Origin of the sequence: Streptomyces sp. NBC_00620, assembly GCF_026341825.1 — a bacterium.
Lineage (GTDB): Bacteria > Actinomycetota > Actinomycetes > Streptomycetales > Streptomycetaceae > Streptomyces.
The window spans coordinates 3091609-3112069 of record NZ_JAPENY010000001.1; the positions used below are offsets into that span (position 1 = coordinate 3091609).

General features: G+C 71.1%; 17 protein-coding genes, 1 tRNA gene and 1 pseudogene. 17 read left to right on the forward strand and 2 right to left on the reverse strand.

The window, feature by feature from the left end; all coding sequences use genetic code 11:
• The 10 genes and pseudogenes from OG246_RS14165 (at position 1) to OG246_RS14210 (ending at position 11701) form a co-directional block, all read left to right on the forward strand.
• A complete protein-coding gene (locus tag OG246_RS14165; RefSeq protein ID WP_266460974.1) occupies positions 1–945 on the forward strand; it encodes a carbohydrate ABC transporter permease in 945 nt (314 codons plus the stop codon).
• Entirely contained in the window at positions 942–1787 is an 846-nt protein-coding gene (locus tag OG246_RS14170; RefSeq protein ID WP_266460977.1) for a carbohydrate ABC transporter permease, read from the forward strand. The genes OG246_RS14165 and OG246_RS14170 overlap by 4 nt, the downstream gene beginning before the upstream one ends.
• 1 nt (position 1788) lies before the next feature.
• Positions 1789–3414 (forward strand): beta-N-acetylhexosaminidase, encoded by a 1626-nt coding sequence (locus OG246_RS14175; RefSeq protein WP_266460980.1) that lies wholly within the window; start codon positions 1789–1791, stop codon positions 3412–3414.
• Positions 3415–3694: 280 nt separating this feature from the next.
• A complete protein-coding gene (locus tag OG246_RS14180) occupies positions 3695–4588 on the forward strand; it encodes a xanthine dehydrogenase family protein subunit M (protein ID WP_266460984.1) in 894 nt (297 codons plus the stop codon).
• Positions 4585–6138, forward strand: coding sequence for a 2Fe-2S iron-sulfur cluster-binding protein (locus OG246_RS14185; protein ID WP_266460987.1), 1554 nt, complete (start codon positions 4585–4587; stop codon positions 6136–6138). Before OG246_RS14180 ends, OG246_RS14185 begins: the two co-directional genes overlap by 4 nt.
• Positions 6135–8441, forward strand: a complete 2307-nt coding sequence (locus tag OG246_RS14190) for a xanthine dehydrogenase family protein molybdopterin-binding subunit (protein WP_266460990.1) — start codon at positions 6135–6137, stop codon at positions 8439–8441. The genes OG246_RS14185 and OG246_RS14190 overlap by 4 nt, the downstream gene beginning before the upstream one ends.
• A gap of 21 nt (positions 8442–8462) precedes the next feature.
• Positions 8463–8612 carry a hypothetical protein gene (locus OG246_RS14195; protein WP_266460993.1) on the forward strand — a complete coding sequence of 50 codons (150 nt, stop codon included), beginning with the start codon at positions 8463–8465 and terminating at the stop codon, positions 8610–8612.
• 24 nt (positions 8613–8636) lie between these two features.
• Positions 8637–8889 (forward strand): annotated as a pseudogene (locus tag OG246_RS14200) (phosphotransferase); the annotation flags it as partial.
• Between the two features lie 242 nt (positions 8890–9131).
• A complete protein-coding gene (locus OG246_RS14205; RefSeq protein ID WP_266460996.1) occupies positions 9132–10310 on the forward strand; it encodes an SUKH-4 family immunity protein in 1179 nt (392 codons plus the stop codon).
• Positions 10311–10543: 233 nt separating this feature from the next.
• On the forward strand, positions 10544–11701 hold the full coding sequence (locus OG246_RS14210) for a serine hydrolase (protein ID WP_266461000.1): 1158 nt from the start codon (positions 10544–10546) through the stop codon (positions 11699–11701).
• Positions 11702–11777: 76 nt separating this feature from the next.
• On the opposite strand, the gene OG246_RS14215 is transcribed toward OG246_RS14210, so the two are convergent.
• Positions 11778–12047, reverse strand: a complete 270-nt coding sequence (locus tag OG246_RS14215) for a hypothetical protein (protein WP_266461004.1) — start codon at positions 12045–12047, stop codon at positions 11778–11780.
• 208 nt (positions 12048–12255) lie between these two features.
• Positions 12256–12330 (reverse strand) — tRNA-Cys (locus tag OG246_RS14220).
• A gap of 234 nt (positions 12331–12564) precedes the next feature.
• Between OG246_RS14220 and OG246_RS14225 the strand changes: the two genes are divergently transcribed.
• From OG246_RS14225 to OG246_RS14255, 7 genes are all read left to right on the forward strand, one after another.
• Positions 12565–14010, forward strand: a complete 1446-nt coding sequence (locus tag OG246_RS14225) for an MFS transporter (protein WP_266461006.1) — start codon at positions 12565–12567, stop codon at positions 14008–14010.
• Positions 14011–14057: 47 nt separating this feature from the next.
• The gene (locus tag OG246_RS14230) at positions 14058–14249 is read left to right on the forward strand and encodes a hypothetical protein (protein ID WP_266461009.1); all 192 of its coding nucleotides are present in this window, start codon (positions 14058–14060) and stop codon (positions 14247–14249) included.
• Positions 14246–14620, forward strand: a complete 375-nt coding sequence (locus OG246_RS14235; RefSeq protein ID WP_266461012.1) for a type II toxin-antitoxin system death-on-curing family toxin — start codon at positions 14246–14248, stop codon at positions 14618–14620. The genes OG246_RS14230 and OG246_RS14235 overlap by 4 nt, the downstream gene beginning before the upstream one ends.
• 171 nt (positions 14621–14791) lie before the next feature.
• Positions 14792–16594 carry a DEAD/DEAH box helicase gene (locus OG246_RS14240; RefSeq protein WP_266461015.1) on the forward strand — a complete coding sequence of 601 codons (1803 nt, stop codon included), beginning with the start codon at positions 14792–14794 and terminating at the stop codon, positions 16592–16594.
• 584 nt (positions 16595–17178) lie between these two features.
• Entirely contained in the window at positions 17179–17820 is a 642-nt protein-coding gene (locus OG246_RS14245) for an IclR family transcriptional regulator (RefSeq protein ID WP_266461017.1), read from the forward strand.
• Positions 17821–17903: 83 nt separating this feature from the next.
• Positions 17904–18695 (forward strand): S16 family serine protease, encoded by a 792-nt coding sequence (locus OG246_RS14250; RefSeq protein WP_266461019.1) that lies wholly within the window; start codon positions 17904–17906, stop codon positions 18693–18695.
• 155 nt (positions 18696–18850) lie between these two features.
• Positions 18851–20443: an acyl-CoA carboxylase subunit beta gene (locus tag OG246_RS14255; protein WP_266461021.1), complete on the forward strand. Its 1593-nt coding sequence runs from the start codon at positions 18851–18853 to the stop codon at positions 20441–20443.
• Positions 20444–20461: the final 18 nt, after the last annotated feature.

Consider the following 20461-nt stretch of genomic DNA (forward strand, 5'->3'; position numbering starts at 1 on the left):
ATGACAACGCACGACGCGCTCGCCGAGCGCGGCACAGTGGCCAAGGCTCGACCCGCCCGCCAAGGGCGGCACGGCCCCGGCTGGACCCCCTGGCTCTACCTCGCCCCCGCCCTGGTCGTCCTCGGCGGCCTGCTCGTCTACCCCATCTACCAGCTCGGCCTGATCTCGTTCCTGGAGTACACCCAGGCCCAGGTCAGCGGCGGCGAACCGACCACCTTCGAGGGCTTCGGCAACTACGCGACGCTCTTCGCCGACGAGCAGTTCTGGCAGGTGCTGCTCGCCACGGTCGTGTTCGCCGCGGCCTGCGTGGTCTCCACGCTGGCCGTCGGCTGCGCGCTCGCGGTGCTCCTCACACGCGTACGGGCCCTGCCCAGGCTCGCACTGATGCTGGCGGCGCTCGGGGCCTGGGCGACCCCGGCCGTCACCGGTTCCACGGTCTGGCTGCTGCTCTTCGACCCCGACTTCGGCCCCGTCAACCGGGTCCTCGGGCTCGGCGACCACTCATGGACGTACGACCGCCTCAGCGCCTTCGCGCTCGTACTCCTCGAAGTCGTGTGGTGCTCCTTCCCGTTCGTGATGGTGACGGTGTACGCGGGGATCCGGGCGGTGCCGTCCGAGGTCCTTGAGGCGGCCTCCCTGGACGGCGCCTCGCAGTGGCGGATCTGGCGCTCGGTGCTCGCGCCGATGCTCCGGCCGATCCTGGTGGTCGTCACCATCCAGTCGGTCATCTGGGACTTCAAGGTCTTCACGCAGATCTACGTGATGACGAACGGTGGCGGCATCGCCGGACAGAACCTCGTGCTGAACGTGTACGCGTACCAGAAGGCGTTCGCCTCCTCGCAGTACAGCCTCGGCTCGGCGATCGGCGTGGTGATGCTGGTGATTCTCATGGCGGTCACGCTGGTGTATCTGCGGCTGCTGCGCAGGCAGGGGGAGGAACTGTGAACCTCATGAGTGGCCTCGTACGACGTCCGTGGCGGCTCGCCGCCGAGGTGTCCGCGCTGCTGATCGCGGCCGTCGTCGCCTTCCCCCTCTACTGGATGGTGCTCAGCGCCTTCAAACCGGCTGGCGAGATCGAGTCGACCCAGCCGCGGCCCTGGACGCTGGCGCCGTCCCTGGATTCCTTCCGGCGCGTCTTCGGGCAGCAGGAATTCGGCCGTTACTTCCTCAACAGTCTTGTGGTCGCCTGCTCCGTGGTCCTCGTCTCGGCGCTGATCGCGTTTCTCGCGGCGACGGCGGTGACACGATTCCGCTTCCGATTCCGGACCACCCTGCTGATCATGTTCCTGGTGGCGCAGATGGTGCCCGTGGAAGCGCTGACGATCCCCCTCTTCTTCCTCATGCGGGACATCGGCCAGCTCAACACCCTGGGCTCGCTGATCCTGCCGCACATCGCCTTCTCGCTGCCGTTCGCGATCTGGATGCTGCGGGGTTTTGTGAAGGCGGTTCCGGAGGCGCTGGAAGAGGCCGCGTACATCGACGGGGCGAGCCGTGCGCGATTCCTCTGGCAGATCCTTTTCCCGCTCGTCTTCCCGGGCTTGGTGGCCACGAGCGTGTTTTCCTTCATCTCGGCCTGGAACGACTTCCTGTTCGCCAAGTCCTTCATCATCAGCGACACCGCGCAGTCCACCCTGCCGATGGCCCTCCTCGTCTTCTACAAGCCGGACGAGCCGGACTGGGGCGGTGTGATGGCGGCGTCCACGGTGATGACGATTCCGGTGCTGATTTTCTTCGTACTCGTACAGCGACGGCTGGTCTCCGGGCTGGGTGGAGCGGTAAAGGACTGACGTGACTGAACTGATTCCCGCGCCCCGCAGCGTCGTCGCCGGTTCCGGCGAGGTGCGGCTGACGGCGCATTCCCAGCTCTACGCCGGCACCGCGTTGGACGGTGTCGGTCACTGGCTGCGCACCGTCCTCTGGCAGGCCACGGGCCTGCCGCTGCGCGAGGGGCGGGAACTCGACGACACCGACGGCGACGGCATCGGGCTCCAGATCGACCCCGAACTCGGCCCCGAGGAGTACCGCCTTGTCAGCGACCCGACCGGCGTTCTCATCGAGGGTGGCAGCGCGGCCGGCGTCTTTTGGGGCGCCCAGACGCTGCGGCAGCTCCTCGGCCCGGACGCGTACCGAAAGGCCCCGCTCAGCCTCGAGCGCACCTGGGCCGTGCCGCACGTCACGATCGAAGACGGACCCCGATTCGCCTGGCGCGGTCTCATGCTCGACGTGGCCCGGCACTTCATGCCCAAGGACGGGGTCCTGCGCTATCTCGACCTCCTGGCCGCCCACAAACTCAATGTCTTCCACTTCCACCTCACCGACGACCAAGGCTGGCGTGTCCAGATCAAGCGCTACCCGAAGCTGACGGAGGTCGGGTCCTGGCGGGCGCGCACGAAATTCGGCCATCGGGCCTCGCCCCTGTGGGAGGAGAAGCCGCACGGGGGCTTCTACACGCAGGACGACATCCGCGAGATCGTGGCGTACGCGGCCGAGCGGCATATCACCGTGGTCCCCGAAATCGACATCCCGGGGCACAGCCAGGCGGCCATCGCCGCGTATCCGGAACTGGGCAACACCGATGCCATCGACACGACCTCGCTCTCCGTCTGGGACACCTGGGGCGTCTCCAAAAACGTACTCGCCCCCACTGACAACGCCCTGCGCTTCTACGAGGGGGTCTTCGAGGAACTCCTCGAGCTGTTCCCCTCGGAGTTCATTCACGTGGGCGGCGACGAGTGCGCCAAGGACCAGTGGAAGCAGTCGCCGACCGCGCAGGCCCGTATCAAGGAGCTGGGGCTCGCCGACGAGGACGAGTTGCAGTCCTGGTTCATCCGGCACTTCGACAACTGGCTCTCCGCGCGCGGGCGTCGGCTGATCGGCTGGGACGAGATCCTGGAGGGCGGCCTCGCCGACGGCGCCGCCGTCTCGTCCTGGCGCGGCTACGCGGGCGGCATCACCGCCGCCCGCGCGGGCCACGACGTCGTCATGTGCCCCGAGCAGCAGGTGTACCTGGACCACCGTCAGGACGCGGGCGAGGACGAGCCGGTGCCCATCGGCTACGTGCGCACCCTGGAGGACGTCTACCGCTTCGAGCCCGTGCCGCCGCAGCTCACCGAGGTGGAGGCACGGCATGTGATCGGCACTCAGGCCAACGTGTGGACCGAGGTGATGGAGGATCACGCGCGCGTGGACTACCAGGCGTTCCCGAGGCTGGCGGCTTTCGCCGAGGTCGCCTGGAGCGCACTGCCCGCGCCCAGCGAACGGGACTTCGCGGACTTCGAGCGGCGGATGGCCGTGCACTACGGGCGACTTGACGCCCTGGGAGTGGCGTATCGCCCGCCCACGGGGCCGTTGCCGTGGCAGCAGCGCCCCGGGGTGCTCGGACGCCCGATCGAGGGGGAACCCCCGAACGTGTGAGGTGACCCCGGAAACGGGTGTCCCGGTGCCCTCGTCCCGTAACCGTGGCCCCATGAGGAACAAGACGCCCACGGATCACCGAAGAGTGGCATTTCAGGCTCACCGGTGATGCCGTACGAAAACGGACCATCTCCCTGGTGAGGGGGGCGAATGCCTCCTAGCGGACCCCCGCGTCGAGGGCCGGGGAAGATGTGCCAGAGTTGCCACGTCCGCCCTGTCAGCACGTACCGTACGGCAGCACAGGTGGGACCAGGTGGGGCAGCGGGAAGGGGCAGCCGGTTTGACCACGCACGCACCGCAGGCGGCGCAGGCCGTGACGCTGCCCGGCTCGTTGGACGAGGCGGTCGCGGCTCTGGCCGCCATGCCCGCCGCCGTTCCCGTCGCGGGCGGCACCGACCTCATGGCCGCCGTCAACTCCGGACAGCTGCGGCCCGCCGCACTCGTGGGTCTCGGCAGGATCAGCGAGATCCGCGGCTGGCAGTACCAGGACGGCCACGCGCTGCTCGGCGCAGGGCTCACCCACGCACGCATGGGCCGCCCCGACTTCGCGGCCCTCATCCCGGCGCTCGCCGCCTCCGCGCGCGCCGCCGGACCGCCGCAGATCCGCAACGCGGGCACCCTGGGCGGCAACATCGCCTCGGCGTCCCCCACCGGGGACGCGCTGCCGGTACTGGCCGCCCTGGAAGCCGCGTTGATCATCGCGGGCCCTGACGGAGCCCGCCGCGAGATCCCCGTCTCGCACCTGCTCGCGGGCGTGGAGATGCTCCGCGCCGGCGAACTCATCGGCTACGTGCGCGTGCCGCTGCTGCACGCGCCGCAGGTCTTCCTGAAGGCGACCGGACGTACCGGGCCCGGGCGTGCGATCGCGTCCGTGGCGCTCGTCCTGGACCCCGCCAGGCGCGGAGTGCGGTGCGCGGTCGGGGCCATAGCGCCGATGCCGCTGCGGCCCCTGGACGCCGAGGCCTGGGTCGCCCAGCTGATCGACTGGGACGGGGAGCGCACGCTCGTGCCGGAGGCGCTCAACGCCTTCGGGGAGTACGTCGCCGCGGCCTGCATCCCCGACCCCGTCCCCGCCGAGGACGGCTCCGTCCAACCGCTTCCGCCCGCCGTACTGCACCTGCGTCGCACCGTCGCCGCGCTGGCCCGACGAGCACTGGGGAGGGCACTGTCGTGACCGACGACCAGCACGGAGAGGGCGCCCCTCAGGGCGGCCGGTGGGATCCGCTGCCCCAGGGTGACTACGACGACGGCGCCACGGCCTTCGTCAAGCTCCCCGAAGGCGGTATCGAGGCCCTCCTCGCCGAGCGTGAGCCGCTCGCGGCCCCCGGGCACGGCTACGTGCCGCCGCAGATAGACGTGCCGCCCGCGGCGCCCGCCGCTGCGGACCCGGCGCAGGCGGGGGCGTGGGCCGCGCAGGCCGGCGCCGTCGACTGGCCGGATCCGAACGCCGTCCCCCCGGAAGCCGGCCGCGACGGGTTCACGTACCAGCCGCCGGTCACCGGGCAGTGGGACTTCGGGGACGTCACGCAGACGCAGGGCGGTGGCGGGCAACCCCGTCAGGCCGGACCCTCTGGACCTTCCGGGCACGACGTGACCGGGCAGTGGTCGATTCCGGTGGCCGGTGGGGATCTTCCGGACGAATCGGGCGAGTTCACCACCTCGGCGCTCGTCGAGCAGTGGGGCGGGACGCCGCCCGCCACACTCCCCGGCGGAGCGGCCGCTCCCTGGGCGACGGAGGCCATCGGGCAGGCGTGGTCGGCCGACCCGAGGGAACGGTCCGCCGACCCGAGGGACCAGGCCGCCGAGGACGCCGTACGGCCGTCGGCGCAGACGCCCGCTGAAGGCCTCGTACGGCCGCCGGGGCAGTCATCCGCCGAACTGCCCGCGCAGGCCGCCCAGCAGGCCGCCGAGCCCGCTCACGAGGCTCCTGAGGCGCCAGGCGCGGACCAGGCTCACGAGGACTCCGAAGCCTCCGGGGTGCCCGAGGCCTCCGAGGCCGTCGCCGCCGAAGAGGCGGAGGACGCCGGGACCCCCGCCACGGCCCGGCACGACGAACACCCCCTCGCCTCCTACGTCCTGCGCGTCAACGGCGCCGACCGCCCCGTGACCGACGCCTGGATCGGCGAATCGCTGCTCTACGTACTGCGCGAGCGCCTCGGCCTCGCGGGCGCCAAGGACGGCTGCTCGCAGGGCGAGTGCGGCGCCTGCAACGTCCAGGTGGACGGGCGGCTCGTGGCCTCCTGTCTGGTGCCCGCCGTCACCGCCGCGGGCAGCGAGGTGCGCACCGTCGAGGGCCTGGCCACTGACGGACAGCCCTCCGACGTGCAGCGCGCGCTGGCCAAGTGCGGCGCCGTGCAGTGCGGTTTCTGCGTACCCGGCATGGCCATGACCGTGCACGACCTGCTCGAGGGCAACCCCGCGCCGAACGAGCTGGAGACCCGCCAGGCCCTGTGCGGCAACCTGTGCCGCTGCTCGGGCTACCGCGGCGTCCTGGACGCCGTGCAGGAGGTCGTCGCCGAACGCGAGGCGCACTCCGCGGCAGCCGCCGAATCCGCGCCGGACGTCGACGAGGCGCGCATCCCGCACCAGGCGGGTCCGGGCGCGGGCGGCGTCAACCCCGCGGCGTACGGGGACACTTCTGCGTACAACCCCCCGTACGACACGTCGTACGACCCCCAGGCGCCGCATGAGCAGCCGTACGGCCAGGACGGAGGCCAGGCGTGAGCAACGAAACCGCGACCGCGTCACCCGCGGCGCCGGAGGCGGGCTCCGAGCCCCTCCCGCACGGGCTCGGAGTCTCACTGCCGGCCGCCGAGGCCCGCGCCAAGACGGAGGGCACCTTCCCGTACGCGGCCGACCTGTGGGCCGAGGGCCTGCTGTGGGCCGCCGTGCTCAGATCACCCCACCCGCACGCGCGCATCGTGTCGATCGACACCAGCCACGCGCGCGAGATGCCCGGCGTACGGGCCGTCATCACCCACGAGGACGTGCCCGGCACCCCGGTGCACGGCCGGGGCAGGGCCGACCGCCCGGTGTTCGCCTCCGAGGTCGTACGCCACCACGGGGAGCCCATCGCGGCCGTCGCCGCCGACCACCCGGACACCGCGCGGATGGCCGCCGCGGCCGTCATCGTCGAGTACGAGATGCTCGACGCGGTGACCGACCCGGAGCTCGCCTTCGAGGCCGAGCCGCTGCACCCCGACGGCAACCTGATCCGGCACATCCCGCTGCGCCACGGCGACCCGGACGCGACCGGCGAGATCGTCGTCGAGGGCCAGTACCGCATCGGCCGCCAGGACCCCGCCCCCGTCGGCGCCGAGGCGGGCCTCGCCGTGCCCCGCCCCGACGGCGGAGTCGAGCTCTACGTGGCGTCCACCGACCCGCACACCGACCGCGACACGGCCGCCGCCTGCTACGGCCTGGAGCCCGAGCGCGTGAAGGTCGTCGTCACCGGCGTGCCCGGAGCCACCGCCGACCGCGAGGACCAGGGCCTGCAACTCCCGCTCGGCCTGCTGGCGTTGAAGACCGGCTGCCCGGTGAAGATCACCGCTACGCGGGAAGAGTCCTTCCTCGGCCACGCCCACCGGCACCCCACGCTGCTGCGCTACCGCCACCACGCGGACGCCGACGGCAAGCTGGTGAAGGTCGAGGCGCAGATCCTCCTGGACGGCGGCGCCTACGCGGACACCTCGTCGGAGTCGCTGGCCGCCGCGGTCTCCTTCGCCTGCGGCCCGTACGTCGTCCCCAACGCCTTCATCGAGGGCTGGGCCGTACGCACCAACAACCCGCCCTCCGGCCACGTGCGCGGCGAGGGCGCCATGCAGGTCTGCGCCGCCTACGAGGCGCAGATGGACAAGCTGGCGAAGAAGCTGGGCATGGACCCGGCGGAGCTGCGCCTGCGCAATGTGATGGCTACGGGGGACGTACTTCCCACCGGTCAGACGGTGACCTGCCCGGCCCCGGTCGCCGAACTCCTCCAGGCCGTACGGGACTTCCCGCTCCCCGCCCTCCCCAAGGACACACCCGAGGACGAGTGGCTGCTCCCGGGCGGCCCCGAAGGCGCGGGCGAACCCGGCGCCGTACGCCGGGGTGTCGGCTACGGCCTCGGCATGGTGCACATGCTCGGTGCCGAGGGCGCGGACGAGGTCTCGACGGCCACCGTGAAGGTCCACGACGGGGTCGCCACGGTGCTCTGCGCGGCCGTGGAGACCGGCCAGGGCTTCACCACGCTGGCCCGGCAGATCGTCCAGGAGACGCTCGGCATCGACGAGGTGCACGTGGCGCCGGTCGACACGGACCAGCCCCCGGCGGGCCCGAGCTGCCGCGGCCGCCACACCTGGGTGTCGGGCGGAGCGGTGGAACGCGCGGCGAAAATGGTCCGTACGCAGTTGCTGCAGCCCCTGGCGCACAAGTTCGGGATGTCGACCGAGCTGCTCCAGATCACCGACGGCAAGATCACCTCGTACGACGGGGTGCTGTCCACGACCGTCACCGAGGCGATGGACGGCAAGGAGCTCTGGGCCACCGCCCAGTGCCGCCCCCATCCGACCGAGCCCCTGGATGCGGCCGGCCAGGGCGACGCCTTCGTAGGCCTCGCTTTCTGCGCGATCCGCGCGGTGGTCGACGTCGACATCGAGCTGGGCTCGGTCCGCGTCGTGGAACTCGCCCTGGCCCAGGACGTGGGCCGGATCCTCAACCCCGCCCAGCTCGCGGCCCGTATCGAGGCGGGCGTCACCCAGGGCGTGGGCGCCGCTTTGACGGAAAACCTGCGCACCGCGCGCGGGCTTGTCCGCCACCCCGACCTGACCGGCTACGCCCTCCCCACCTCCCTGGACGCCCCCGACATCCGCATCGTCAAGCTGGTCGAGGAGCGCGACGTGGTCGCCCCCTTCGGTGCGAAGGCGGCCAGCGCGGTGCCCGTCGTGACGTCTCCGGCGGCGGTCGCCGCGGCGGTGCGGGCGGCTACCGGGCGGCCGGTGAACCGGCTGCCGATCCGGCCGCAGGCGGCTGTGGTGACTACTCCGTGACGACGACACTGTGACGACGTCATGAGTGACGCGCACGAGCCGACGAGCTCTCGCGAGCCCGAGCCGCCGCGCTACGAACCCGCTCCCGGTGTCGGGAAGCTGGCGCTGTGGGTGCTGCTGTTCGTGGTGGCGGCTGTGGTGGTTGTCGTGGGTGGCGTGTACTTCGCCTGAGGCGGGGGGCGTTTCGGCTTGTCCATGGATGGGTTGGACGGTGTTGTCCTGATCAAGGGAATCATGGCCTCGGGGAAGTCCACCGTGGCGCAGGCACTCGCGGAGCGGCTGCCGCGGACGCCTACGCGCAGGCTGGCTTCACGGTCGTCGTGCAGGACGTCGTCCTGGGCGAGCAGTTGACGGCGTACGACGGACTGGTCCGCACCCGCCCCTGTACGTCGTCGTCCTGGCCCCTCGTCCCGAGGCCGTGGCGGCGCGTGAGGCGGGGCGGGAGCGGGCTCGGGTGGCGTGAACCGGGTACGTGAGGCGGCTGGTGCGAACCGGGTGATTCCGGGCCTGGGATCGGTGCGTACCCGGGTGTTTCCGGTCTGTGCTCCGCCTGTGCATCGTCTGTGCCTGCATGTTTCCGGCGTTGTCAGTGGTGCGGCGTATGGTTCTGACTTAGTGGGAACTGCCCCTGGACGACGGGGCGTTCCTTGCTCGGGGGAAGCACGATGCGTTCACATGCGCGGGGGAGCCATGAGCACGACTGACACCGATGTCGGCGGCGCGATCACACTGACCGACGACGAGCTGTATCCGTACATCACGCACGACGGGACGCGGCGCCGGCTGTCGGGCCCCGGACTGCCCTGCGAGGGCACGCTGGTGGGGTTCGGCACGCTGCGGGAGCACGGGCTGCGCAGGGTCGCGGACCTGGCGGTCGACGCGGAGCGACTCGCGGGGGAGCTCCAGGACCAGCTGGTCATAGGCGCCCTGCGGAGCTTCGACCGGGACCTGGAGGCGATCGTCCTCGACGGGGCGACGGGGAAGGTCTCCACGGCGCACCTGCACCCGAACCCGACACCGATGGACCTCTCACCGCTGGCCCCCTCTCTGGAGGCGCTACTGCGCTTCGCGGCGGCCACGGAGGAGCTGACGGCTTCCCGCGGGCAGTCCGCGTCCCAGCGGGCGGGGTTCGGCCCGAAGGCGGTCACGGAGGCGTCGGACCGGCTGGCCGCCGTCTTCGAGGGCGCGGCGGGCGACGAGGTGCCGGCGTTCTGGAGGATGGCCGCGCTGATCCGGCCGCTGGCCCGGATCGCGGGCCCCGGTGAGGGACTCGTCCTGGACCTGCCGAAGCGGCTGCTGGACGAGGAGTTCGGCACGGGCGAGATCATGTGCTTCGAGGACGTCGACTTCCCGACCGCGCTCACGCACGAGCCGACACGCCGCTTCCTGCGCGAGACGGGCCTCCCGGAGGACGGCTTCGTCTTCCAGCTGGACACGGAGGTTCCCCTGCCGGCGCTCAGCGAGTACTACGCGGACGAGCGCCCCGGCGACTTCACCGCCGACCAACTCCCGGACGCCGCCGACCGTTTGATACGCCTCGGCTATCTGCTGGAGGACACGAACCTCGTCGTCGACGGCACCACGGGTGCCGTCCTCGCCTGGAGCGAACCGGACCTCACCCTCCGCCCCCTCAACGCCGACATCTCCACACTCGCCTTCACTCTCTGGCTACTGCACCGGGAGAAGTCCCTGGACGCGGCCCACGACCTCACGGACGCCTACGAACAACTCGCCGCCACCATGACCCAGACCCTCGCCACGGTCGACCCCCTCGCCTGCGACCCGACCCCGGCCGCACCCGGCGACGACGGCTGGCGCTACTGGCCGGAGATATTCGAGGACCGGGCGGGCGGAATGCTGTACGCGTGAACGCGGACCGGCGGGGCGGTAGACCGTCCTCGTGACCGATGCCGGGCTCGGTATCGGCCGTATGGAGCAGGAACGCGCGCGCTCGACACCATCACCTGCCGATGCTGAGCGTGCCCTGTCTCCGTCCGCCCTAGGGAGTCACCGTGCCGCATCCGCATCCGCATCCGCGTCCACACAGCCCTCGCCTGCGCCTTGGACTGTTCACCTTGCTGGCCGCTGTCTGTGTCGGAAGCGTGGTGCCGCAACCGGCCACCGCTGTTCCCGATGCTCGCGCCGATCGCGCTCTTCCCGCTGGTCCTGCTGTTCCTGCTGTTCCCGACGACGATGCCTTCGACCACCTGGACTCGCTCCAGCGGCAGCTCGACGCACTGGTCGCGGTTCGGGGAGGCCCGCCCGGAGCGGTGGTCATGCTGCAGAGCGGGCAGAGGAGCCAGGTCCTGCGGGCGGGCGTCGCCGACGTCACGACCGGCCGGCAGATCGAGCCGAGCGACCACACGAGGACCGCCAGTGCGAGCAAGGCCCTGAGCGGCGCGGTAGCGCTGTACCTGGTCCAGCACCATGCCCTCGGCCTCAACGACACGATCCGCAAGCGCCTGCCTCAGCTGCCACGCGCCTGGGGCCGGGTGACTCTCCGTCAGTTGCTGCAGCACACCAGCGGGCTGCCGGACTACAGCACCGATCCGGAATTCCTCCGTCTCATCGTGGCCGACCCCCGGCGCCACTTCGACTCGCGACGACTGCTCGACTTCGTCAAGGACGAGGCTCTGCACTTCCGCCCGGGCTCCGAGTACCTCTACTCCAACTCGGACAACATCGCCGTCGCCCTGATGGCCGAGGCCGTGACTGGGGAGCCCTACGAGACACTGCTCAGCAAGACCGTCTACCAGCGCCAAGGCCTGCACCACACCAGCCTTCCGCAGGGATACGAGATGCCCGAGCCCTTCATGCACGGCTACGCCGTCAGCCCGCCGGAACCACCGGAGGACGTCAGCGAGTTGATCGGCACCTCAGGGGTGTGGGCCTCGGGCGGCATCATCTCCACACCGCGCGACATGAACCGGTTCGTCCGCGGCTACGCGAGCGGCGAACTGACCTCGCGGGCGGTACTGCGCGAGCAACGCCGCTGGGTGGACGGCGCCTCCGAACCGGCCGGCCCCGGCCGCAACACCGCAGGCCTCGGCATCTTCCGCTACGCCACCCGGTGCGGCACGGTCCTCGGACACACCGGGAACACCCCCGGATACACCCAGCTGATCGCCGCCACCCCGGACGGCCGACGCTCCCTCACGGTCTCCCTCACCAGCCAGATCAACCGCGACACCCCGGAGCTGCTGCGGAAGCTCCGCGAGTTCGAGGAGGAGGCTGTGTGCACGCTGCTGCGCACGCGGTGATCGTCAATGCTGGTGCGGGCGATCGTCCCGGCTCTGTTGGCCTGGCTCCGTCCGGTGAGGGTGTGGCCGACGCCGGTTACTCCGTATCCCGCTCCGGCAGGGGCGAGTAGCGGGTGGGCCCCGGCGTCCGGCCCTCCGGGGGGTAGTCGCAGTCGAGGCTGGAGATCTCGTAGTCGTCGCCCTCGTTCTGCTCCTGGTCGACGACCACCGCCGCGGTGCAGACGCGGCCGTGCTCGTCGGTGAACGTGACGATCTCGCTGTAATCCGTCGGAGTGCCGCATCCGGCGATCAGCAGCGCCGCCGCCCCGGCGGTCACCGCCACGCCGAGCCCCCACAGCCGTCTCATCCCTCGCCCCCACCTCGGCATTCGCCGTCCAACTCGGTTGCCGCCCAGCTAAGTTGGCGCCTCCCAACGGTAGCCGCCGCCGACGTTCCGGTCACCGTGGTCGCGGAGGAACAAAGCAGGAACAACAGCGTTCCGGGGGCCCGGAGTCACCCGAAGGGGCGGCACCCTTGTCGAGGATGCCGCCCCTTCGTTCTGCCTGGTCAGGCTGTGGAGGCCGTGGCGGGAATCGAACCCACGTAACTCGCTTTGCAGGCGAGTCCCTAAACCACTCGGGCACACGGCCGTTCTCAGGTGCGGCACGGCTCACTCGTTCCGAACCTGATGGGTTGACCGTAGGCGGGGGTGGGGACGGGGCTCAAGGGGTGGGCGGGCGCTGCAATGGGACTGCCATGTGCCGTTCATGAACGGGCGGGAGCGCGGGGGTTCCGCGTGAGCAGTGGTCGTACGACCAAAGGCTCAGTCGATCACGGACTCCGGACAGGGGTCAGGGTCGGTTGTGACCCTTACGCTGACGGGCATGACAAGCCTGGGTGCGCGCGATGCCACGACGGTTCCGGCAGGGGCCGGTTCCGATGCCGATGATGGTGTTCTGGGCCGGGGCTATCGGGCGCTCAGTATCGGGATCGTCTCCGTCGTGCTGCTGATCGCGTTCGAGGCGACGGCGGTCGGGACCGCCATGCCGGTGGCGGCGCGGGAGCTGGACGGGGTGTCGTTGTACGCCTTCGCCTTCTCCGGGTACTTCACGACCAGCCTGTTCGGGATGGTGCTCGCCGGGCAGTGGTCGGACCGGGACGGGCCGCTCGCCTCGTTGACCGCGGGGATATCCGCCTTCGCCGCCGGGCTGTTGCTGTGCGGCAGCGCGGGGACCATGTGGCTGTTCATCCTCGGGCGGGCGGTGCAGGGGCTCGGCGGTGGGCTGGTGATCGTCGCCTTGTACGTGGTCGTGGGGCGGGCCTATCCCGAGCGGCTGCGGCCGTCGATCATGGCGGCGTTCGCCGCGAGCTGGGTGATCCCGTCCGTGGTCGGACCGCTCGCCGCGGGCGCGGTCACCGAACACCTCGGCTGGCGGTGGGTGTTCATCGGCATACCTGTCCTGGTCTTTCTGCCGCTGGGCCTCGCGCTGCCTCAGATACGGCGGCGGACGTCCAGCCCCGAGGAGGGGGCGGAGGGGAAGGGGCGTGTGCCCTTCGACCGGCGGCGGATCCGGCTCGCGCTCGGGATCTCGTGCGGTGCCGGGATCCTCCAGTACGCCGCCCAGGACCTGACCTGGTTCTCGCTCGTCCCCGCCGTCATTGGCGTCGCGCTGCTCGTCCCGGCCGTCCTCGGGCTGCTGCCCCGCGGCACCTACCGGGCGGCGCGCGGACTGCCGTCCGTGGTGCTGCTCCGCGGGGTCGCGGCCGGCTCCTTCATCGCCGCCGAGTCCTTCGTGCCGCTCATGCTGGTCACCCAGCGGGGGCTGTCGCCGACGCTCGCCGGTTTCTCGCTCGCGGCGGGCGGCGGGACGTGGGCGCTGGGCTCGTACATCCAGTCGAGGCCGCGTGTGGAGCCGTACCGCGAGCGGCTGATGTTCCTCGGCATGGTGCTGGTCGCGGCAGCGATCGCCGCCGCGCCGAGTGTCCTGATCCACGCCGTGCCCGTGTGGATCGTCGCCGTCGCCTGGGCGTTCGGCTGCCTGGGGATGGGGCTGGTGATCGCCTCGACCAGCGTGCTGCTGCTGCACCTCTCGGCGCCCGAGGAAGCCGGTACCAACTCCGCCTCACTGCAGATCTCCGACGGTCTGGCCAACGTGGTGCTGCTCGCCGCGGGCGGCGCCGCCTTCGCCGCGCTGGGCGGGGGCACGGTGAGCCATGCGGCCACCTCGGCGTCCGGCTCGCATCCGGCCGCCTTCGCGGCGGTGTTCCTGCCGATGGCGGGGGTGGCGTTGGTGGGGGCGTGGGTGACTACTCGGGTGCGGGAGCGGTGATCGTAAACCGGTCGTAATCGGCTGGGGTCGTGCCCTACGTTCTCCGTATGGAACTCCGTCTCGATTCCACCCTGGAGCGGGCGCTTGCCGACCTCGCCGACGCGCAGGACCGCCTGCCCGAGGAAGTCGCGGAGGAGGCCGTACGCAGGTATCTGCAGGAGGAGGGTGCGCTCATCCGCTCGCTCGCCGCACAGTTGGCGGCCGAGCACGCCGAACTGTTGCGGAGGTTGGGCGAATGACCCGTCACCTCACCGTCGCCGAAGTGACGGACCTCGCCGCGGTGGCCTTCGGCGGGCGGGTGCCCGAGACGCGTGCGTCGGGGCTGCTGGCCTCGGCCGTCCATCGGCCCCGTGCCCGCATGCTCGGCGTCGCCGCCTACCAGGACCTGCACGACCAGGCCGCGGCCCTGCTGCACGCCATCGCCACCAATCACCCTCTCGTCGACGGCAACAAGCGGACCGCCTGGCTGGCCGCCGCGACCTTCCTCGCCGCGAACGGGGTCGATCTCGCGGCCTGCGACCAGGACGCGGCGTACGACCTGGTCATCGGCGTGGCCTCCGGTGAGCAGAACGACATCGGTGTGATCGCGGGGCGGCTGCGCGCGCTGTGACCTGAGTCCCATCCACGGGTGACCCGGCGTCGTCCGCGCGTTGACGTGGTCGGGGCGCCGGTAGGGTGGCCCGGTTGTCATACGTAGCCGAGCCGCCCGCCCGTCTCCCACCACCGCCCTACCTGACGCGCTACGCGCGGCCCCTCTGATTCGACCCCACACACGGAGACCGTGACTACCACCGCCGCCAGTGCCGCTTCCTCGTCCCATCACCTCTCACCCGCCTTTCCCGGCCGCGCCCCCTGGGGCACCGCCGGCAAGCTGCGTGCCTGGCAGCAGAGGGCGATGGAGAGGTACGTCCAGGAGCAGCCACGCGACTTCCTGGCCGTCGCCACACCCGGCGCAGGCAAGACGACGTTCGCGCTGACGCTCGCGTCCTGGCTGCTGCATCACCATGTCATCCAGCAGGTGACCGTGGTCGCGCCGACCGAGCATCTGAAGAAGCAGTGGGCGGAGGCGGCCGCGCGGATAGGGATCAAGCTGGATCCCGAGTACAGCGCGGGGCCGCTCAGCAAGGAGTACCAGGGCGTCGCCGTGACGTACGCCGGTGTCGGTGTGCGGCCCATGCTGCACCGGAACCGCGTCGAGCAGCGCAAGACCCTCGTCATCCTCGACGAGATTCACCACGCCGGTGACTCCAAGTCGTGGGGCGAGGCGTGCCTGGAGGCGTTCGAGCCCGCCACGCGGCGCCTCGCGCTCACCGGTACGCCCTTCCGGTCCGACACCAACCCCATCCCCTTCGTGACGTACGAGGAGGGGAGGGACGGGATCCGGCGGTCCTCCGCCGACTACACCTATGGGTACGGGTCCGCCCTCGGCGACGGGGTCGTGCGGCCCGTCATCTTCCTCTCCTACAGCGGCAACATGCGGTGGCGTACGAAGGCTGGCGACGAGATCGCCGCCCGGCTCGGCGAGCCCATGACCAAGGACGCCATCTCGCAGGCCTGGCGCACCGCGCTCGACCCGCGCGGCGAGTGGATGCCGAGCGTGCTGCGCGCCGCGGACCAGCGGCTGACGGAGGTCAGGAAGGGCATTCCGGACGCCGGCGCTCTTGTCATCGCGTCCGACCAGGAGTCGGCCCGCGCCTACGCCAAGCTCATCCGCGACATCACTGGGACCAAGGCCACCCTCGTCCTGTCCGACGACACCGGCGCCTCGAACCGTATCGACGAGTTCAGCCACAGCGAGGACCGGTGGATGGTCGCGGTGCGGATGGTGTCCGAGGGCGTGGACGTGCCGCGGCTCGCCGTCGGCGTGTACGCCACCACCATCTCCACGCCCCTCTTCTTCGCACAGGCCGTCGGACGCTTCGTGCGCTCCCGGCGCCGCGGCGAGACCGCCTCCGTCTTCCTGCCGACCATTCCCAACCTCCTCGGCTTCGCGAGCGAGATGGAGGTCGAGCGCGACCACGTCCTCGACAAGCCCAAGAAGGAGGGCGAGGAGGACCCGTACGCCGACTCCGAGAAGGAGATGGAGGAGGCGAACCGGGAGGAGGACGAGGACACCGGGGAGCAGGAGCAGTTCTCCTTCGAGGCGCTGGAGTCCGAGGCCGTCTTCGACCGCGTGCTGTACGACGGCGCCGAGTTCGGCATGCAGGCCCACCCGGGGAGCGCGGAGGAGCAGGACTACCTGGGGATTCCGGGGCTGCTCGAACCCGACCAGGTGCAGCTCCTGCTCCAGAAGCGGCAGGCCCGGCAGATTGCGCACAGCCGCAAGAAGCCGGATGAGGAAGCGGACCTTCTCGAACTGCCCGCCGAGCGTCGGCCCGTGGTCTCCCACAAGGAGATGCTGGAGCTCAGAAAGCAGCTCAACACCATGGTCGGCGCGTACGTCCACCAGAGCGGCAAGCCGCACGGTGTCATCCACACCGAGCTGCGGCGCGTGTGCGGGGGGCCGCCGAGCGCGGAGGCGACGGCGGGCCAGCTGCGGCAGCGGATCGCCAAGGTGCAGGAGTGGGCCACGCGGATGCGGTGACGCTGGGCGCTGTGCCTGGGCGGTGAGGGTGGGGACCGGTGTGGGTGTACGTGCCTGTGCGGGGCGTGTGCCATGGGGAGCCGGCGTGGGTGTTCGGGTCTGCGCCGGGCGTGTGCTCCGAGTGACCGGCGCGCGTACGTATCCGCGCGGGGCGTGCGGTCCGGGAATCGGCGCGTGTGTTCGTGCCTGTGCGGGGCGTGTGGACCGGAGTGCGGCACGTGGCCGCGGGTGCGTGCGGGCGTGTTAAGCCGGGTGCCGGCGTGTGCTGTGGCGTGTGCGCTCTGTGCAAGGGGCGTGCACGCCGGGTGGCGGGCGCCGTGCGAATCGGGGCAAACGAAATCAGTCCGTACCAGCCGATGACCGGATTCTGGACGGTGCCTTCCGCTGAGCGAACCGGCTCGCTACTGTCCCGCTACGCACACGCCCCGTGGCAGCGCCGCCGCGGAGCGCAGCCGTGAAGCGACTCCGCCCGGGAGAACCGGGTCGCCAGCCGACCGGCGGCCTCTGTAGCGCGTCGCCGACGGGACTCGGTGTCGCAACCGCCGCGAGGGGGCCGTCGACCTCACCACTAAGGAGTGGGCGTCGTGACCGCGGAGACCTCTCAGACGCTCGACCGGGGACTGCGCGTCCTCAAGCTGCTTGCCGACACCGATCATGGGCTGACCGTCACCGAACTCTCGAACAAACTGGGAGTGAACCGGACCGTTGTGTACCGGTTGCTTGCCACGTTGGAGCAGCACGCTCTCGTACGGCGTGATCTGGGCGGCCGTGCCCGGGTCGGGCTCGGGGTGCTGCGGCTCGGGCGCCAGGTGCATCCGCTGGTGCGGGAGGCCGCGCTGCCCGCGTTGCGCTCGCTCGCGGAGGACATCGGGGCGACGGCCCATCTCACGCTTGTCGACGGGACCGAGGCGCTTGCCGTCGCTGTTGTCGAGCCCACGTGGACGGATTACCACGTTGCCTATCGCGCCGGGTTCCGGCATCCGCTGGACCGGGGGGCTGCGGGGCGGGCGATTCTTGCCGCGCGGCAGGCGCCGGTGGGGGAGTGCGGGTTCACTTTGACGCATGGGGAGTTGGAGGCGGGGGCCAGTGGGGCCGCGGCTCCTCTTGTCGGGGTTACCGGGGTGGAGGGGAGTGTGGGTGTGGTGATGCTTGCGGACTCCGTGCCGGAGCGGGTGGGGCCGCGGGTGTTGGATGCGGCTCGGGAGGTCGCGGACGCGTTGCGCTGACGGCGGCCCCGACAGCAACCGTGGCATCAGCTGTACGACTGCCCGCGGCCGAGCGTGTCAGCCCGTCCCGTTAGATTGATCCCGTGCTCTCTCGCCTCACGCGCCCCCAAGCCGTCGCCGTCTGTGCTCTGCCCGTCGTGGGTCTGATCGCCACGGCCCTGTTCGCGCCGCTGCCGTTCTCGGTGGCGCAGCCAGGGATGACGGCGAACGTTCTCGGTGCGGACCAGGACACCCCGGTGATCACGATCTCCGGGGCGGCCACCCGGGACACGAGCGGGCAGCTGCGGATGACGACCATCGAGGCGACCGGTCCTGACGCGCATGTCTCGCTCGGTGCGGTGATCGACGGCTGGTTCCGCACCGACCAGGCCGTCATGCCGCGCGACTCCGTCTATCCGACCGGGGACAGCGTCAAGGAGATCGAGCAGCACAACGAGGCCCAGATGAAGGAGTCGCAGGACGCGGCGACCGAGGCCGCCCTGAACTACCTCGACCTCAGCGACAAGAACGTCAAGGTCACCCTGGAGCTCGCGGATGTCGGCGGGCCCAGCGCCGGCCTGCTGTTCACCCTCGGGATCATCGACAAGCTCGACGGCGACGGCACCGGCGGCGACCTCACGGGCGGCCGCACCATCGCCGGTACGGGCACGATCGACGTCGATGGGACGGTGGGCGCGGTGGGTGGCGTGGCCCTGAAGACGCAGGCCGCGCGGCGGGACGGGGCGACGGTGTTCCTGGTCCCGAAGGCCGAGTGCTCCGACGCCAAGTCCGAGCTTCCGAAGGGGCTGCGGCTGGTTCCGGTGACCACGCTGAAGGGTGCCGTGAGTGCGTTGGTGGCGCTGGAGACGGGGAAGGGCTCGGTACCGAGCTGCTAGGGCCTGTCCGTTGTGGGCCGCGGACCGGCCGAGCCGTTGTCATGCCGCGACGAAACGGCGGCCCCTGACGCTCAACTAACCCACAGGGAACGGTGATTGCCCCGTCCCGCTTCCGATGGCTGCGATATTCGAAAGCCCCTTCGGAGGTGGCATTGATGAGTATCGCGGAAGCGTCCCCTGCCGACAGCACGGCGCGTCGTGTCGCCGACCTGGCGCGCCGACAGGAGCAGGCCCTGGCCGCGGCGCCGGCCAGGGCGGTGGACCGGCAGCGGGAGCGCGGGCGGCAGACGGCGCGAGCGCGGATCGAGCGGTTGATGGACGCGGGTTCCTTCACCGAGACCGACGTCTTCGTACGGGCGCGCGCGGGGGACGACGACAAGCGGCCGTACGGCGACGGGGTGATCACCGGATTCGGCACGATCGACGGGCGCCAGGTCTGTGTCTTCGCCCAGGATGCCACCGTGTTCGGCGGGAGCATGGGCGAGGCCTTCGGCGAGAAGGTCGTCAAGGTCATGGACCTGGCGCTGAAGACAGGCTGCCCGGTCATCGGGCTGAACGACTCCGGCGGTGCCCGCATCCAGGAGGGCGTGGCCTCGCTCGCGCTCTACGCCGAGCTGGTGCGGCGCAATGTGGAGGCGTCCGGGGTCATCCCGCAGATCTCGGTGATCATGGGGCCGTGTGCGGGCGGAGCCGCGTACTCGCCGGCGATCACCGACTTCACGGTGATGGTGGACGGTACCTCGCACATGTTCGTCACCGGCCCGGACGTCATCGAGGCGGTCACCGGGGAGCGCACCACCGCCGAGGAGCTCGGCGGCGCCCGGGCCAGCAACACCGACAACGGCAACGCGCACTTCCTCGCCGACGACGAGGACGAGGCCCTGGACACCGTACGCGACCTGTTGTCGTACCTCCCGGCCAACAACCGCGAGCGGCCGCCCGAATACGCCCCGGCCTACACCGGCCTCGCCCCGACGCCCGCTGATCTGCGGCTGGACGACCTGGTCCCGGACCGCCCCGGCCTGGCCTACGACATGGGCGAGATCGTCCGCACGGTCGTCGACGACGGCGAACTCTGCGAGGTGCACGCGCTCTTCGCGCCCAACATCCTCTGTGCCCTCGCCCGGGTCGAGGGCCGGTCGGTGGGCGTGGTCGCCAACCAGCCACTCCACTCCGCCGGCGTACTGGACATCGACGCCTCCGAGAAGGCGGCCCGCTTCGTCCGGTTCTGCGACGCCTTCGGCATCCCGCTGCTGACCTTCACCGATGTCCCCGGCTACCTGTCGGGGGCCCGGCAGGAGCGCGGCGGCATCATCCGGCGCGGCGCCAAGCTGCTGTACGCGTACGCCGAAGCCACCGTGCCCAAGGTGACGGTCGTGGTGCGCAAGGCCTACGGCGGAGGCTATGCCGTCATGGGCTCCAAGCACCTCGGCGCCGACGTCAACGTCGCCTGGCCCACCGCCCGGATCGCCGTCATGGGCGCCGAGGGCGCGGTCAGCGTCATACACCGGCGCGAACTCGCCGACGCCGCCGCCGAGAGTGAGGAGAGGGCGGCGTCGCTGCGCGCCCGCCTCGTCGAGCGCTACGAGGCCACCTACGCCACCCCCTATGCCGCCGCCGAGCGCGGCTACATCGACGCCGTCATCCCGCCGCACGAGACGCGGGCGCACATCAACCGGGCGCTGCGCGCCCTGCGCACCAAGCGTGCCGCCGTCCCCGAGCGGCGGCACGGCAACATCCCGCTGTAACCGCATTGGCCGCCGTGA

Coding starts and splice junctions, on each gene's coding strand:
- OG246_RS14165 (WP_266460974.1), top strand. CDS start 1: ATGACAACGCACGACGCGCTCGCCGAGCGCGGCACAGTGGCCAAGGCT.
- OG246_RS14195 (WP_266460993.1), top strand. CDS start 8,463: ATGAGTGACGCGCACGAGCCGACGAGCTCTCGCGAGCCCGAGCCGCCG.
- OG246_RS14205 (WP_266460996.1), top strand. CDS start 9,132: ATGAGCACGACTGACACCGATGTCGGCGGCGCGATCACACTGACCGAC.
- OG246_RS14215 (WP_266461004.1), bottom strand. CDS start 12,047: ATGAGACGGCTGTGGGGGCTCGGCGTGGCGGTGACCGCCGGGGCGGCG.
- OG246_RS14225 (WP_266461006.1), top strand. CDS start 12,565: ATGACAAGCCTGGGTGCGCGCGATGCCACGACGGTTCCGGCAGGGGCC.
- OG246_RS14230 (WP_266461009.1), top strand. CDS start 14,058: ATGGAACTCCGTCTCGATTCCACCCTGGAGCGGGCGCTTGCCGACCTC.
- OG246_RS14235 (WP_266461012.1), top strand. CDS start 14,246: ATGACCCGTCACCTCACCGTCGCCGAAGTGACGGACCTCGCCGCGGTG.
- OG246_RS14255 (WP_266461021.1), top strand. CDS start 18,851: ATGAGTATCGCGGAAGCGTCCCCTGCCGACAGCACGGCGCGTCGTGTC.